Here is a 15,114-nt window from a genome sequence, read left to right as displayed (position 1 = left end):
CCAGAGCGATCGCTGTCCTAGTGTAACCATCAACGGAAGAAATTAACTCTTTCACCTACATATCAAATTTCCCGGTAGCTATCTTTATCCAAGTCTTCCAGCGACGATTGCCACTTTTCTACCAATCCTCCGCGCACGCTGCTTCTCACCCAAGGATGCAGATCGTAGCGGGGATTACCTAGCTCATCTTGTACGTCTTCAATCAAATACCATCGTCTCAGATCCGCCAGTGCCGCATCTAAGTCCGAATCCAGTAATTTCCCAACTTGAGACAACTCGGCTCTGCTAACCGTGGCATCCACCCCGCCCATATAACGCAGTACACTTTTTGCTGCCACATTGATTCGCTGCCACGCTGCCTCCAGACAGAAGCGGTAGAAGGTCTCTACTTGTCGGCTGGCAAGCTTTAATTCCGACAAGATTGGCTCAAGTGCTTGATCGTGGAATACTCGCCCAGCCAGGAAATGCAGTGCTAAGGGTGCGCCGCAAGACAATTGATGCATTTGATAAAGCTGTTCGTTGCTTGCCTGCTTGATTACCGAAATGTTGTTGTATTTTGCCTCATCCTCCAACAATTTAGACGACCATCTTTCTTCGAGTCCTGGGATTTCAATTAATCTCACATAGGGAGGTTTAGTTCGGTGTCGGCTGGTAATCAGTGCCCGACTGGGGTTGAGCATTTTGATAAGGTTCGCCAGAATATCTTCAACTTGTGCGGTCTCCGCATTATCCAAGACGACAAGCAATTTCTCTGCTCTCAAACGCTGGTGAACTCGCTCAGGGGGACAATCCAGTTGATGCGCAATTTCATTTAAAAATTTCTTCCACGTCAGCGCCTCAAACTGCTTTTCCTGGCTGATGTAACCATCCACCCACTCACTTTGCCTCGCTGTCACCCACACCACATCCGCGAACAGATTTCTGTCGAGTGCTTCTTTCGCAATTTGGCTGGCAGCTTCAGATTTGCCATACCCTGGACTGCCGCTGAGGGAAAAAATAGAGAGTTCTGTGGGATCGTCCAGGCGGTTCAATACTTCTTGAATGAAGCTTTCTCGCCCCCACACCATCCGACATCGCGGATTGGGGATAAACAAGCCCCACTGGCGTTTTTTGCCCCGATCTAGTGGCGCTTCGGTTGGGGCGTTGACGGTTTGATTTTCCTCCCAGCATCTTATACCAGGAGTGGTAGATAAGGAGTCTTGAGAACCGGCCTCTTCCCCGATTGGATAGAATAGCAAGCTCTGAGAATTGTCGGGAGCATTCTGAGAAAACTCGCTCCATTCATCATAGGAACAGTTCAATAACAGATGACATAAGCCATTGGCAATCCGATACTCGCAGGTTTGGCGGCTCTCCGAGTTCAAAATTGCTTGTAAAGCTTGGCGGGAGGGTTCAAGTGTATTGAGTTGTTTCCGCCACGCACTCAAAAATTCTTGCATTAAGGCACGCTTGCCTTCAGGCTTGTACTTTCTGTTGAATTCTTCGTGTAGCTTTTTCTTTAAGCTTGCGGACAAAAAAACGTTACTGTTATCTCTTCTGAGGTCAAATCCACCAGCCATATAGATACCGATAGACCTTTTTGCGTATTTCTGACAAAATTTGGAGCTTTGTGTCAACAAAATCCTGCAAACTATTAACTTGAGCAACCAACTTGGCTTTGAATTACTTTGAAATTACCCTATAATTGCTTTGTTTCAATTTCAGTAATGTTACGGTTGCCTAATAAGGTTAAATTGTGAAGCACGGTAATCTCACTTAGGATCATCAAAGTTGGGTGTTCTACCATGAAAAATAACCTCAGCAATATCCGCGAAGTCGTCCAACACGCTTTGAGTACAGGCTACTTAACTGTTGCAGCCGAAGAACAGCTGCGGAGACTTTTAACAACTAAGTATGGATTAGAAGACTTCAACGCTTTTATGCAGTTGCAGCAAGCTGCAATGCTGGGTCAAGTGAGGCAAGAGTCCCGCGAACTCGCCCTTTCTCAGCGACTTTCCTGTGGGAGATGCTAGAGGCTAAGCCAAGCATTGGCGAAAAATCGTCCTTTCCAGCCCTTTGTTAACCCGGTAATGTTAACCCGGTAAGGTTAGACGACGGTTGGTTTCGTATCTCCCAGATGGAGCGTTAATTAGCCCCAAGCTTAATAAAAGAGCCACATCTTTAGTCGTCATTTCTTCACAAATCTGCTCAACTAATTTGTCAGCGAGATACGCCCTGACAACAGGTGGCAAGGTGAAATTATTCGAGGTTTTTTCAATCAGCGATCGCCGTCGCAAAGATTCCATTGCTTCTAGCTGCTGCCGTTTCGATACTCCCGGCACCACCTCGTCTCGCAAGGAACGTATAGGAATTAACTTGTGACGAATTGCCAGCCAGTACATTACTTTTTTTTCTAAGTCCGAGAGGCGATTGAACTGCCGATCTAATAGATCTCGGATATCCCCAAAGACAACCAACCCTTCTGCTAAAAAGTCGGTGATATTCCCGTCAAAGACATCTTGAATCGTCGTTGCTACAATTTTCAGGACTAGCGGATTTCCCGCATAGCGGTTGATCAGGACTCTACATTCTTCGGTTGAGCCAACTAAACCTTTGAGTTGCAGTAACTCTTGTCCATCGGATGCTGACAACCCCCTGAGTTCTAAGGAACGAATGGGTAAGTTTTCCCCTTCTAAGGATGCAATTTCTTTCGGTTTCTCCCGACTGGTGAGAACCAGACAGCTAGGATGGCGTTCTTCTCCCAGACGTCGGAACAGTTCCCCATATCCCTCATATTCGGGACGATAGTATCCAGCGTGTTGGATAGGAGATAAAACTTCCTCAGCTCGATCGAGGACGATCAGACAGCGGTGCGATCGCAGATAAGCCATCAGTAGGGAAATTCCCTCGTCTGCGGTTGCGTCACCGATGATTTCCTGTCCTTGAGACAGAAATTGAACCAAGTTTGCCACCAAATCTTGAACTGATGGAGCATGACGTAGCGATCGCCAAATGACAAACTCAAAATCTTGCTGAATCTGTTCTGCTAGCTTTACAGCAAGAGCAGTTTTCCCGATTCCCCCTATCCCCAACAATGCCACTAAGCGGCAGCTGTCGTGGACAATCCACTGCTCTAAGGTTGCCAGTTCTTCCTCGCAACCGTAGTAAGCTGCTACATCAATCACTTCTTCCCAATCCTGGGAAGCGATCGCCGTCCCGATGGTAGATGTCTCAGCTTGACCGTGTTCGGATACGTTAGCGGAATCTATTTTATATCCAGCTTTTGAGAGCAAGTTGGTGACGCGGCTCCAGTTCTTGATTTTTATAACGTCACCCGTCTGGCGAATCAGGAGTTCTTGAATGTATTTGTACAGCCCATTCGATAAGTAAACTCTAACGGCACTGCTAGTGCGACTTTTGTAGACAGTGTCTGCTATTTCTGCTGGACTATAGCCACACAACAATCCTCTTAAGAATTTCTTCTCAACAGGTGTCAAACTCCTTCCTTTGGCAGATGCTAAATCTAGATAAAGCTTCTCCAAATGCCAATTATTTGCTGCTTCTGTAAACTCGTCGTCCTGCCGCTCAACAGTTGATACCATTCTCTCGCGTTGCTAACCTCAATAAAGGCTGTCAACGCCTGATTCTAACGGATTAATTATGAAATCCTAACGAAGTTACGATGAAGTTCTAACGAATTTAATAACGATTGTTAGATGAAGTTTTTTTAATATTTTGGCTATCCTTAAATTTTAGGGAGACTTTATCTAACTTTCATCTAAAGTTCATTAAAATTTCACAGTTTTTGAGAGGGAGAAAAGAGGTGAAGCGATGGTTTTCCTAGGTTTTAACGGCATTACCCTACCCTGCGGCTCAATTATATTGCCCTGGCTCAGAAAAGGCATCCGTAAATTAACTGACGTGAATTCCCTATTTAAAAACCTAATGGTTTCTCCTGGTGTTGATTGAGTTGGTGACAAATTATGATGCTCATCCGCGAACTTGTCGAACAAGCACTGACTATTGGATATTTAACCGTTGAAGCTGAAGATCAACTGCGACAGTTATTAAGAAAAAAGTATGACAATGAGGATTTTAATGCCTTCATGACCTTGCAGAAAGCCGCAATGACAGGTCTTGTTAAGCAGCAATCGCGCGAACTGATGCGGTTATAAGCAGTGGTTTGGAGTTAATTCTTGGGGTTAATGACTTGAGCATTCAGGAGTCAAAATAATAAAGCGTGTGAATGCTTCCCCGGAGAGGGGTTGAGGGAAACCCTCACAAAAAAAAGTCACCCTCTAGGCTTATCGGTTCTTCCAATCAGTGTCAAACTCGTCGTCCTCGTCTTCAAATCCCCAGTCGTCCTCATCCGGATTGGTTTTCCGTACAGGTTCAGGTTCCTGATAGGGCGGGGTAATTACCCGGTAACTAGCATCATAAACGGCTTCAGTTTTTCCCACCCCAGAATTGCGCGGTTCCCGGTAGCTATAAGAATAGACGGAACCCGATCGAGAGGCGCTTTTCGGTTCTTGCTGACGCTCGTAGGTTGTACGTTCTTCTACAGATTCTTTTGCAAACGGTTGTCGGCTTGGAGTGCGATCGCGTGGTTCCTCCAATTCATCCCCCCAATCATCATCCTCCGCAACCTCCTCTTCCCAGTCATCTCCATCCGCATCGGTATTCGTTGGCTCTGGCGGAGGGGGAGGGGTGTAACTGGTTTGTTGAGTGGTAGAGGTTTGTTGAGTGGTATAGGTAGATTGGGCAGTTTCACGCCGCGACTGGTTGGAACGAGGGGGTTCTGTGGCTTCTAGTTTGCGGATGCGTGCTTGTAAGGGACGCCGTTGCAGATAGCTCAACAATTGCAGGAAACTGCCAGTTAGGGCACCCGTTGCGATCGCTGCCAAAATCCAAACCCCTACAGGTAGCGCTTGCGTCTTAGCACCCAAAAATACCAGCGCTAGCACCGGCGACAAATTTTGTAAAGCAAGTAGTGCTACGGACCCTAGCACCAACATCAGCAGTAAAATCCGAATCGCAGGCATAATCTATTAAAAATTAAAAATTAAAGCTTAAAAATGCAGAATTTCTTCTTGTATTTTCAATTTTACATTTTTAATTTTTCATTTTCCTTCCCATCGGTTAATCGGGATACAGTCAATATCTAGCTGATCTAAGGCACGCGCCACCACAAAGTCTACTAAGTCTTCAATTGTTTGGGGATTGTGATACCAAGCAGGAATTGCTGGGACAATTCGGGCACCTGCTTCTGCCAAAGCCGTCAGGTTACGCAGGTGAATCAAGCTAAAGGGCGTTTCGCGGGGCACAAGAACCAGTTTCCGCCCTTCCTTGAGTTGGACATCTGCTGCTCGCTCCAAAAGGTCGGAACTTAAGCCAGCTGCCAGTTTCGCCACGGTACTCATACTACACGGCATAATCACCATCCCTAGGGTGCGGAAGGAACCACTGGCAATATTGGCTCCCACATCGCCCCAAGGATGGCAGTAAAGTTTACCCTGCGTTTCGACTCCAGCTTGCTGTCGCCAAAATAGTTCCTGTGCCACTGCTTCTACAGGCATCCGGATAGTTTGCTCTGCCTGCCAAACCATGTAAGTAGATTTGGAGGCAACCAGTTCAACGCTGTACTCAGCTTGGAGCAGAAATTTTAAGGCACGTACGGCATAAATTAAGCCAGAGGCACCCGTGATGCCGAGGATAAGGGGTTTGGTCATTAGTAGTAGGTAATGGGTAATTAGCTAAACGGTTAATGGCTCATGGTTCTTGAACACACCATGAGCCATTAACGATTAGCTATTCATCCAATTCAGGATCGGCAGAAGGATCTGCTTCTATATCCTCATTGCTGGCTTCGCTACCGCCGCCGACAATGACCAAGTCAATTTGCTGACGATAGTAATCAACGCTCTTAACTTGGACTTCCACGCGATCGCCTAGACGATAAGAAACGCGGCTTTTCCGTCCAACCAGACAAGCATGACGAGAGCGAAACTCGTACCAGTCATCTTTAAGAGAGCTGACGTGTACCAGTCCTTCCACCAGCAAGTCTTCAATTTCCACAAAGAACCCGTAAGACTGGACGCCGGTAATTAACCCCTGGAAGACTTCTCCCGTGCGTTCCTTCATTAGCTCGGCTTTTTTGAGTCCTTCCAGATCCGCTTGTGCATCTGAAGTCAGCTTTTCACGCTCGTTGAGATGCACAACGATACCCTGTAGCTGGCTTTCTAAATCTTCTTGCACGTCTGGTGGCAAGACATTCCAGTTGATATTGCCGTGGGCGGAACTATGACGCAGATTCACGCTTTCTTTGGCGCGAGTGGTTCGGCGATCGCGCCCTTTCTCGAATACAGCAAGCAATACCCGCGACATCAGTAAATCTGCGTAGCGTCGCAGCGGTGAGAGACAGTGGGTGTAGGGGCTTTCGTCCTCGCCTATTCCCAAAGCCAAACCAAAGTGAGAGCCTGGAGCTGTACTGTAACCACAGGGTCTCAGGGTGGACTGCAACAGATACATCAAGACTCGCTCTGACTGGGATTGAGCGAACATTTGGGTAAAACGTTGATAATCCCGTGATGTCACGGCTTCTTCCTGCTCTAAGCGCAGTTCCATGCCTAGATTACTCGCCAACTTCATCAATTCCTGCACATCCTCCGGGTCTGGAGAAGGCTGAATGCGATACGTTGCAGGCAGAAAGAGTGCTTGCAAATGGGTAGCGATCGCTTGATTTGCCAGGAGCATCAACTCTACAACTAGAGAACGCACTCCTCCCGAAAATACAATCGCTCCTAGGATGCCTTCATCGTTGTAGGGCAATTGAGTACCGGGCAGATTCAGTTCAAATCCTCCCCTCCCTAGGCGCTGTGCTTTCACCGCCGGACTCAGCTCGTAAAACAACTGACTGAGCATTTCAAACACTGGCGCTTCGGCATCTTGATGACGCTCTAAAATTGCCGTCGCTTCGTCGTAACTGAGTTGGCGATCTACTTGAATCACCGTGGGTTGAATCTCATACTCCACCATTTGTCCGGTGGCGGAATCGAGAGTTAACAGTACCGAGATCGCTAAGCGAGCTTCGCCGGGTACCAAGGAGCAGCGACTGGCAACAGCATCCGGTAGCATTGGCAGCACCATGTCTCCCAGATAGACGGTGTTTCCTCGCTTGCGAGCTTCCCGATCCAGGGCTTCTTGTGGCTCAATGTAGTGGGCAACATCCGTGATGTGGACGCCCAACTGCCACGCTCCAGCCTCTGTTTTGTTAAGAGTCAGAGCGTTTTCTGTGACGTGCTGAGCGGTTTCGTTCTCACTTCCCGCTCCTGAAGGCTCAGGAATAAAGGCAAGAGTTAACAAATTCCGCAAATCCAGCCGGTGCTTGAAATCTTTTTGACTCGGCTGTTTGGGCAATTCCTCTGCGGCTCTTAGCACCTCAGCCGGAAAGTTGCGAGGTAAGTCGTGCTTGCAACAGACGATATCAGTGTCTGCGGCGGCTTCTGCATTGCTGCCGAGAATGCGAGCGACTTTGCCAATCGGCGGCTGCGATGCCAGGGGATAGCGTAAAACTTCGACGTGAACCAGGTAATCGACGGCTTCCGCCAAGTTTTGACCGTTCGGATGCAGATTCAGTTCAAATAGCAGTCGATCGTCTAGAGGGACGGCTCTAAAGCCGGTTTCGACTTGCTTGACTCGTGCTAAGACCGAGGGATTGGCTCGTTCTAGAATCAGCCGTACTTCCCCTTCTGGAGAGCGTTTGCGGTTTCCTTCTTTGGTGACTTTGACGAGAACGCGATCGCCATTCCAAGCAGTACTCAGATGGCTCTCTCGGACGTAAATATCCTCCGCTCCTTCTACCTCCTGAATGGCAAAGCAGAACCCTTTACTCGAACAGCGCAGTTTGGCTTCGACGACATCTTCTTCTTGGACGCGCCGATACTTACCGCGATCTTTGACCAAAATGCCAATTTTTTCCAAGGCATCCAAGGCAATTTGTAGTTTAGTTAAGCTCTCTTCATCCTGGCAACGCAGTTTTTTTTCCAGAACCTTAGGAGCAACTAATTTGTCATCTGTGAAATTAGAAAGTAGTGTAGCGATTGAAAATTCCATGCAGCTATGAGTTTGCCTCCACCATAAAAACAATTCTGTTTGTCTAAATTTGTCAGCTGATAGAGATGAGCTAACCTTGTCTCTACAACAGTTGCTTCTTTCTTCTTACCGACTACTGACTGTTGACCGCTGACGATTGAAAGCGATTTTTCTCCTTGTTATCCTGACGCCATGCTTAGAAAGCATGGGTATTTTTACCCTGATGTGGCAGCGCCAAATTCGCCGCGTTTTTAACAGATGTCTCGCTACTACCTGGGTGGCGCGTTTCTCACCCTACAGTATGCGAAACCTTGTCATCGTCATCGAACGCGATGCTCTAGCCTTCTTAGCGCTACACGAGGAGATGCATATCGCGATATACGCTATGCGAGGAGTCGCAGTTAATCGCGGCATACACTACGCGAGCGGAAGATTTTGGACTATCGATTTTAGACTTTGTAAACAAACAAAATTTTGTCTTTTTACAGATTTTGGACAACAGACGGCTGCGTTTGGTAGTCTCTAGTCCACGGTTGGTCGTCTTTAATCTACAGTCCACAGTTGAGCGTCAAGGGAACATCGTCAGGCAACCATCCCTCCTTCAGCCCGCCTTTGCGAATATCAAGCAGATGTCCCGAACAAGAACTCTGGATGCAACCAGCGACTGGCAGCAACCAGTGCTTTCTCTGTTCAGGTGCTTGACGACAAAAGCGACGACAAGCACTTTGTCTGACTGCCTTTTCTCAAGCCAACCACTGTGAAACGGACTCGGTCACTTGCGAGCGTAGCGGGCAGTAGCGAATGGTTTTATACCATACCGATGAACAGTCTCTAATTATTTTAGTTTCTTGCGGTACCTTCTCTAAAATCGTTTTTCAGGGGGCGTACTATACTTAACGTTGATGGGAGCCAAAAAACCCGACTAGGTTTGGGTGGCGTGGAGTATTATGTTTTCTCAATTCCGAGTTCGTTATCCCTTAGGCAGCCTGACCACTGAGTTACTGACCATTCATGAAGGAAAGTACGTGGTCAAAGCCGCTGTTCAAGTCGAAGGTGTCATCCTAGCGACAGGTTTGGCAGCAGCCGGTGAGATTGAGCTGGCAGAAGACAAGGCAACAGCCAGAGCGTTGAACTGTTTGGGAATTCCTGCTGGAAGTTCTAGCCACAACACTCCAGTTACGCAGTCTGATGCTCAGATTACGCAAACTGTGGCGGTTGAGGTGCCAGTGGGGGCGATCGCTAACCCCAGACGGGAAACTGTCATTCCCTCAGAAAGCCCCCCGCAGCCAAACCCAAATCGGATGTATTCCGATCCAGTCAGCTTCAATGATATGGCTGGAATGTCCTTCTCAGATCGGGGACAAAAAGAAGCTGCTTCACCACCTCCCGTCGTGCTATCGAATCAGGATGTCCCGTTTGCAGAAGAGTATTCCCCTGCCCATACTGAGCTTTATGGGGATGATGCTGCGATCGAGACACCCGAAGAAATATCGGGAGGCTTGTTTAGCAGCCAGCATAATCAGCCAATGACCTCTTCGCCTGGTTATCACGCTAGCGAAGAGGTTATTCAGCCAAGTCCGATGGATATGACTATCGGTAGCACAAGTTCTGCTGCTGAGGAGATGGACTTATCCGAAGCGATGGCTAGAACGACGGTAGAAATTAAGCGTTTGCGCTGGACTGCTGAGCAAGGAAAAGATTATCTGAAGCGAACCTACGGTAAGCGAGGTCGTTCGGAGCTGAATCAGGAACAATTGCTGGATTTCCTGCGCTATCTTGAATCTCTCCCAACACCGGAAAAGTAACTGAGCAACATTGTCAATAAAAAATGGGGGAAGCTCCATTTTTTATTGACGGGATGTGTAATTTTCTGTATTTCTCCCTCAATCAATCGGGAGCGAATGCTCGTGGATTGATTAACCTCCCATTTTTGCGTAGTAGGGACATAGCATTGCCATGTCCCTACAGAACGTGAACGAGCGTAAGTTATTTAATCTATGTTCCTGAGGGGAGCTCACAACATTTGCTTGACTCGATCCTCCCAAGCCCCGCTCGATGGAGGGGCTAACCAGAAATTGCACGTCCGTTAACTTTTAGTTCTCTATACCGCTGCAACGGCTGTGCGGGTAGCAGAGGGACTGCGTTTAATCACCTGATCGATCAAACCGTAGTCCTTGGCTTCCTCTGCCGACATAAAGAAATCGCGTTCGGTATCTTCCTCAATCCGCTCGATGGGCTGACCTGTGTGTTTAGCCAGATATTCGTTCAGCTGTCTTTTGTGGTACAGGATTTCCTTGGCTTGAATCTCAATATCGGTGGCTTGACCTTGAGCGCCGCCGAGAGGCTGGTGGATCATGATCCGGGAATGAGGCAGACTCATCCGCTTGCCTTTAGCACCCGCGCTGAGGAGGAAAGCGCCCATACTAGCGGCTAATCCGAGGCAGATGGTGCAAACATCCGGGCGGATTTGATTCATCGTGTCAAAAATGCCCATACCTGCGGTGACGGAACCACCGGGAGAGTTGATATACAGGTAAACGTCTTTCTCTGGATCTTCAGCGTCTAGAAACAGCAGCTGAGCCACGATTAAGTTGGCAAGGTCGGAATCAACCTGTTGTCCCAGGAAGATGATGCGTTCCCGGAGGAGCCGGGAGTAGATATCAAAGGCACGTTCGCCACGACCTGATTGTTCAATAACGGTAGGAATCATGGAGTCTGCTTTTTCGGGTGATTTTTCTTAATTTTAGCGATTGTAGGAGAAAGTACCGGGTGCTGGAAATACTACCGATACAACCCTAGCGAGAAGGTGCGCTTGCAGCAGGTGGATTGGGCTTGTCGGCTGGAATGTAGAACATCAGGGAAAACCCGTCGGTAGCACTGAAAGGGTAGGGGTGTTTTGTCGTTGTGTCCTCTGGGGTTCGGTTTTTCAACAGCGATCGCATCTTGCTGGTTGTCTTCGTCAGGAAACAATCGCCCAACTGGGTGAATCAATGGGACGAAGTGCGATCGCTATAGCAAATCGTACTGTTAGAACTATTCGGGGATGGAGGGAACCGAGTCATGCCTAAAAGACTTCTGCAAGCCGCCACGATCACCTTGTTGCTCAATGTAATCGCAGCACTAAGCGTCCCAACCACAATTCAGACACCGCGCTCGCTCTCAACTGCTCAACCCAACGCTAATGGGGAGTTGACTGGATCGACTTCTGTACAGATGCGTCCTTATTAACAAAGGAGTTGCTCGATATGACCGTGCAATTTAAAGATTTAGAAGCGATCGCTCAACAGAAGATTGACTTAACGCCAACAGCAGCACTGGCTGCACAGACACGGCAATATCAGGATGTACCTTTAGAAGAAATCTACGATTTACTCGAAAGTGTCACAGAACCTTTTACCGTGTTAGCGGATTCTCTTCCTACACCACTCCAACAAAGTGCCCGACAAGAAATTGAGTTTTTTGTCTGTTTGTACCAACAGCGCCTCGATCGCCCCCTCCATCAATCAAGCCAGAGATAGGATGCTTTAATTGATGGAAGTTATTGGTAGGCGCGGTAGCGAAGCGGTGTTGCTCTTAGCACGCTCCTAGCACCCCTGTCCTAGCGCTCTAGTTGCTCGCTTGGATAGGGGCGGCATCTATAATCTACGCAAGCTATAGCGGCTGGGGTGCTTTTCTTTTTCTCATCCCTGTGCTTCCCGCGAACCAGGCAATGTTATTCAACGCCAAAAGCATAAAGAACCCTAAAAAAGAAAAGAACCTAATTTTTTTATAAAGAAGAATAAAATCTTTATATATCAATATCAGATTTTGTGACAAAAGGAAATTGAGTTAAATATGAAAAAAAGCATTTTTCTATTTTTGTTGTTAGCCCTGAGTTCTTTTTCAGTAGTTTATTATTACTGGAAACAGGCAACCCAACTTCCTGAATGGTATATTAGCAAAGAAAAAGCTACAAATTCCCAAGTTAGGCAAATTAACTTTCGCAATGAAGCTGAAGTCCAAACAGTCAAAGACAGATTGCAAAGAAATGTTGATGCCAAAATAGAAAATAGCATTGGGGCTAGCCAAGGATTGCCAACAAAACTAGGCAGACGCGATGGAGGTGATGAAAAAACTGCTATTGATAAAATTACCGAAAACCCGCAAGCGGAATTAGGCACTCAAAATATAGAAATTGATTTGAGCGAACATGAAGTTAATGATTTGGTAATTTCAACAATTGCTAAAGATAAAAATACCAGTAAGTTACTGGCATCTACCAAGGGCCTCAATACAACCATCAAGAATGGTCAGGTAGAAAGCGGGGTTGTATTCAATGTCTCAGAAGTTCCCAAAGAAGAACTGAATCAACAAGAGAAAGAATTGTTGGAAAAAGTTATAAAAACATTCCCTTTTTTAGAAGAGAAAGAAGTTTATATTGGTGTGGAAGGTAAGCCAAGGGTAGAAAATGGGCAATTAAAACTTGAAGAACAAACAAAAATAAAAGTGGGGAATTTGAGTTTTACGACAGCAGAACTTTCCCAGCGGCTGGGAATTCCTCAAGAGAAAATTGAACAAAGATTGAAACTGGAACTGGAATTGGGACGTTTAAAAATAAACGATATCGAAATTAAAGAAAATAACGCTTCGCTCAAAGGTTCGGTTAACTAATGTACTCACCCAGCCACGATTGACCAGAATCTAGCGTGGGATGGAGCGATCGCTCCATTCATCACGCTAAACTGCTAGGGGTGAAAACGTACTCATATCGAGTTCTGCTATTAGCCCCATGACCAATCGCCTCAATCAAGCTGAAAGTCTGTACCTCCGCAAACACGCTGAAAATCCCATCGACTGGTGGCCTTGGAGTGAAGAAGCCCTAGAAGCTGCCAAGCGGGACAATAAGCCAATTTTCCTATCGATTGGCTACTCCAGCTGCCACTGGTGTACGGTGATGGAAGGAGAAGCGTTTTCCGACCAGGCGATCGCAGACTATATGAATGCCAACTTTATCCCGATCAAGGTAGACCGGGAAGAACGACCTGACATTGATAGTATTTATATGCAGGCGTTACAGATGATGGTAGGTCAAGGCGGTTGGCCCTTGAATGTCTTTCTCTCTCCTGAGGATCGGGTGCCGTTTTATGGAGGTACATATTTTCCGGTAGAACCGCGCTACGGGCGTCCCGGATTTTTACAAGTGCTACAAGCGATTCGTGGTTACTACGATACAGACAAAGCGAAGTTGCACGCGGTAAAAGAAGAACTTCTCGGTCATCTCCAGCAAGCAGCCATTCTGCGACCAAGTATGGGGACGGGTTTAAAACCTGCCCTGACCAACAAGGATTTGCTACAGCAGGGGTTAGAAACGAATACCGGGATAGTGGCTTCTAGCGAACATGGCGCTAGTTTCCCAATGATGCCCTATGCCGAGTTGGCGCTGCGAGCAATTCGATTTAATTTTGAATCCAAATACGATGCCAAGCAGGCGTGTACCCAGCGCGGTTTAGATTTAGCACTGGGCGGGATTTACGACCATGTAGGCGGCGGCTTTCACCGCTACACGGTCGATCCGACTTGGACGGTACCGCATTTTGAAAAAATGCTCTATGACAATGGGCAGATTGTCGAGTATCTGGCTGATTTGTGGAGTGCTGGGATACAAGAACCGGCATTTGAAAGAGCGATCGCAGGTACATTTCAATGGCTAAAGCGAGAAATGACGGCACCGCAGGGTTATTTCTATGCTGCCCAAGACGCGGATAATTTTACCCATCCCGAGGAAGCAGAACCAGAGGAAGGGGCATTTTATGTCTGGACGTACCCTGAAGTAGTCGAATTGCTGACTCCAGAGGAGTTAGAGGAAATTCAACTGCAATTTACCGTGACGCCAGGAGGCAACTTTGAAGGTCTCAACGTCTTACAGCGCCGCCATCCGGGTATTTTGAGCGAAACAGTGGAAAGGGCACTCGCAAAGCTATTTGAAGCACGTTACGGTACGCCACCCGCCGCCCTAGAAACCTTTCCTCCTGCCCGCAATAACCACGAGGCAAAAACTGGCAGTTGGTCGGGTCGAATTCCGCCAGTGACGGATACTAAAATGATTGTGGCTTGGAATAGCCTGATGATTTCAGGTTTAGCCAGAGCTTACGGGGTATTTGGGAAGGAAGAATATCTGTCCTTAGCTGGAAAAGCGGCTAATTTCATTTTGGATTGTCAGTGGGTAGAGGGGCGCTTCCATCGTCTCAACTACGACGGAAAACCTTCGATACTGGCCCAGTCGGAAGATTACGCTTTGTTTATCAAAGCGCTGCTAGATTTGCACCAAGTAACTCACGCTAGTTTCTGGATGGAGAAAGCGATCGCCCTGCAAGAAGAATTTGACGAACTCCTCTGGAGTGTGGAACTGGGTGGATACTATAACACCGCCAGCGATGCTAGTAGCGATCTGTTAGTGCGGGAACGTAGCTATGTGGATAATGCCACACCATCCGCGAATGGAATTGCGATCGCTAACTTAGTGCGTCTGGCTTTACTCACTGAAAATCTTACCTATCTCGACCGCAGCGAACAAGCTTTGCAAGCCTTCAGCAGTGTGATGCATCAGTCACCTCAAGCTTGTCCCAGTTTGTTTACCGCCCTGGATTGGTATCACCACTGTACGCTGGTTCGCACTACTGTTGACCACCTAACTCCTTTAGTTGCTCAATATCTGCCTACAACGGTATCGACGGCGGAGTCGAATCTGCCATCGGGTGCGGTGGGATTAGTTTGTCAAGGACTAACTTGTCTGGAACCGCCCCAAAGTCACGCCCAAATGTGGGAACAAGTGCAGCAAAGTCAAATTCGCAATTAAAAGTACCAAGTTAGAAATTAAAAAGGTAAGATTTAATTCTTCTTTTTTAATTTCACCTTCGGAATTGGCTTTAGCGATTAGCCGCAATTTATTTTAACGTGAGTTCGGGTTAAGCAGGCAAGGCAGCATCGTTGATCAGGGAGGGCTTCTTGGGCTGGTGGCAGTAGGCAATTAAGCCGGCTATCAAATTGACGGCAAAGTTGACAGGA

General features: G+C 47.4%; 13 protein-coding genes and 2 pseudogenes. 7 read left to right on the top strand and 8 right to left on the bottom strand.

What is annotated here, in order from left to right:
* Nucleotides 1-62: 62 nt before the first annotated feature.
* Nucleotides 63-1,514, bottom strand: coding sequence for an NB-ARC domain-containing protein (locus NDI33_RS14360; RefSeq protein WP_190679015.1), 1,452 nt, complete (start codon nt 1,512-1,514; stop codon nt 63-65).
* Nucleotides 1,515-1,784: 270 nt separating this feature from the next.
* On the opposite strand from NDI33_RS14360, the gene NDI33_RS14355 reads away from it, so the two are divergent.
* Nucleotides 1,785-2,012, top strand: coding sequence for a hypothetical protein (locus NDI33_RS14355; RefSeq protein WP_190410665.1), 228 nt, complete (start codon nt 1,785-1,787; stop codon nt 2,010-2,012).
* Nucleotides 2,013-2,072: 60 nt separating this feature from the next.
* On the opposite strand, the gene NDI33_RS14350 is transcribed toward NDI33_RS14355, so the two are convergent.
* Complete coding sequence (locus NDI33_RS14350) at nt 2,073-3,581, bottom strand: NB-ARC domain-containing protein (RefSeq protein WP_190679013.1); 1,509 nt, start codon at nt 3,579-3,581, stop codon at nt 2,073-2,075.
* A gap of 381 nt (nt 3,582-3,962) precedes the next feature.
* Here NDI33_RS14350 and NDI33_RS14345 point away from each other — a divergent pair, with 381 nt between their 5' ends.
* Nucleotides 3,963-4,154 (top strand): hypothetical protein, encoded by a 192-nt coding sequence (locus NDI33_RS14345; RefSeq protein WP_190410913.1) that lies wholly within the window; start codon nt 3,963-3,965, stop codon nt 4,152-4,154.
* Between the two features lie 129 nt (nt 4,155-4,283).
* On the opposite strand, the gene NDI33_RS14340 is transcribed toward NDI33_RS14345, so the two are convergent.
* The 3 genes from NDI33_RS14340 to NDI33_RS14330 all read right to left on the bottom strand — a co-directional run bounded on the left by NDI33_RS14340 (nt 4,284) and on the right by NDI33_RS14330 (nt 8,091).
* A complete protein-coding gene (locus tag NDI33_RS14340) occupies nt 4,284-5,021 on the bottom strand; it encodes a LapA family protein (RefSeq protein ID WP_190679011.1) in 738 nt (245 codons plus the stop codon).
* Nucleotides 5,022-5,099: 78 nt separating this feature from the next.
* Nucleotides 5,100-5,708, bottom strand: coding sequence for a flavin prenyltransferase UbiX (locus tag NDI33_RS14335; protein WP_190410662.1), 609 nt, complete (start codon nt 5,706-5,708; stop codon nt 5,100-5,102).
* A 79-nt stretch (nt 5,709-5,787) separates the two neighbouring features.
* Nucleotides 5,788-8,091 (bottom strand): ribonuclease R family protein, encoded by a 2,304-nt coding sequence (locus NDI33_RS14330; RefSeq protein WP_190679009.1) that lies wholly within the window; start codon nt 8,089-8,091, stop codon nt 5,788-5,790.
* Nucleotides 8,092-9,017: 926 nt separating this feature from the next.
* On the opposite strand from NDI33_RS14330, the gene NDI33_RS14325 reads away from it, so the two are divergent.
* Complete coding sequence (locus tag NDI33_RS14325; RefSeq protein WP_190679007.1) at nt 9,018-9,875, top strand: hypothetical protein; 858 nt, start codon at nt 9,018-9,020, stop codon at nt 9,873-9,875.
* Between the two features lie 296 nt (nt 9,876-10,171).
* Here the strand turns inward: NDI33_RS14325 and clpP are convergent.
* Nucleotides 10,172-10,783, bottom strand: a pseudogene (gene clpP, locus NDI33_RS14320) (ATP-dependent Clp endopeptidase proteolytic subunit ClpP); the annotation flags it as partial.
* A gap of 68 nt (nt 10,784-10,851) precedes the next feature.
* Nucleotides 10,852-11,061, bottom strand: a complete 210-nt coding sequence (locus NDI33_RS14315) for a hypothetical protein (RefSeq protein WP_190428772.1) — start codon at nt 11,059-11,061, stop codon at nt 10,852-10,854.
* 69 nt (nt 11,062-11,130) lie between these two features.
* On the opposite strand from NDI33_RS14315, the gene NDI33_RS14310 reads away from it, so the two are divergent.
* From NDI33_RS14310 to NDI33_RS14295, 4 genes are all read left to right on the top strand, one after another.
* A complete protein-coding gene (locus NDI33_RS14310; RefSeq protein ID WP_190410657.1) occupies nt 11,131-11,298 on the top strand; it encodes a hypothetical protein in 168 nt (55 codons plus the stop codon).
* Nucleotides 11,299-11,315: 17 nt separating this feature from the next.
* Nucleotides 11,316-11,588, top strand: a complete 273-nt coding sequence (locus NDI33_RS14305; protein WP_190410656.1) for a hypothetical protein — start codon at nt 11,316-11,318, stop codon at nt 11,586-11,588.
* 316 nt (nt 11,589-11,904) lie between these two features.
* Nucleotides 11,905-12,720, top strand: a complete 816-nt coding sequence (locus NDI33_RS14300) for a hypothetical protein (RefSeq protein ID WP_190679005.1) — start codon at nt 11,905-11,907, stop codon at nt 12,718-12,720.
* Between the two features lie 118 nt (nt 12,721-12,838).
* A complete protein-coding gene (locus NDI33_RS14295) occupies nt 12,839-14,905 on the top strand; it encodes a thioredoxin domain-containing protein (protein WP_190679003.1) in 2,067 nt (688 codons plus the stop codon).
* A 109-nt stretch (nt 14,906-15,014) separates the two neighbouring features.
* Here NDI33_RS14295 and NDI33_RS14290 read toward each other — a convergent pair.
* Nucleotides 15,015-15,114, bottom strand: a pseudogene (locus NDI33_RS14290) (IS982 family transposase); the annotation flags it as partial.

The organism is Trichocoleus sp. DQ-A1, assembly GCF_039961955.1.
In the GTDB taxonomy this organism is placed as follows: domain Bacteria; phylum Cyanobacteriota; class Cyanobacteriia; order Cyanobacteriales; family FACHB-T130; genus FACHB-T130.
This window is presented reverse-complemented; position numbering and strand designations above follow the sequence as displayed.

Bases quoted from the DNA above. Each gene is read 5' to 3' on its own strand.
- NDI33_RS14345 (WP_190410913.1), top strand. From the start codon at position 3,963: ATGATGCTCATCCGCGAACTTGTCGAACAAGCACTGACTATTGGATAT.
- NDI33_RS14300 (WP_190679005.1), top strand. From the start codon at position 11,905: ATGAAAAAAAGCATTTTTCTATTTTTGTTGTTAGCCCTGAGTTCTTTT.
- NDI33_RS14350 (WP_190679013.1), bottom strand. From the start codon at position 3,581: ATGGTATCAACTGTTGAGCGGCAGGACGACGAGTTTACAGAAGCAGCA.
- NDI33_RS14325 (WP_190679007.1), top strand. From the start codon at position 9,018: ATGTTTTCTCAATTCCGAGTTCGTTATCCCTTAGGCAGCCTGACCACT.
- NDI33_RS14310 (WP_190410657.1), top strand. From the start codon at position 11,131: ATGCCTAAAAGACTTCTGCAAGCCGCCACGATCACCTTGTTGCTCAAT.
- NDI33_RS14355 (WP_190410665.1), top strand. From the start codon at position 1,785: ATGAAAAATAACCTCAGCAATATCCGCGAAGTCGTCCAACACGCTTTG.
- NDI33_RS14335 (WP_190410662.1), bottom strand. From the start codon at position 5,708: ATGACCAAACCCCTTATCCTCGGCATCACGGGTGCCTCTGGCTTAATT.
- NDI33_RS14295 (WP_190679003.1), top strand. From the start codon at position 12,839: ATGACCAATCGCCTCAATCAAGCTGAAAGTCTGTACCTCCGCAAACAC.
- NDI33_RS14330 (WP_190679009.1), bottom strand. From the start codon at position 8,091: ATGGAATTTTCAATCGCTACACTACTTTCTAATTTCACAGATGACAAA.
- NDI33_RS14305 (WP_190410656.1), top strand. From the start codon at position 11,316: ATGACCGTGCAATTTAAAGATTTAGAAGCGATCGCTCAACAGAAGATT.
- NDI33_RS14340 (WP_190679011.1), bottom strand. From the start codon at position 5,021: ATGCCTGCGATTCGGATTTTACTGCTGATGTTGGTGCTAGGGTCCGTA.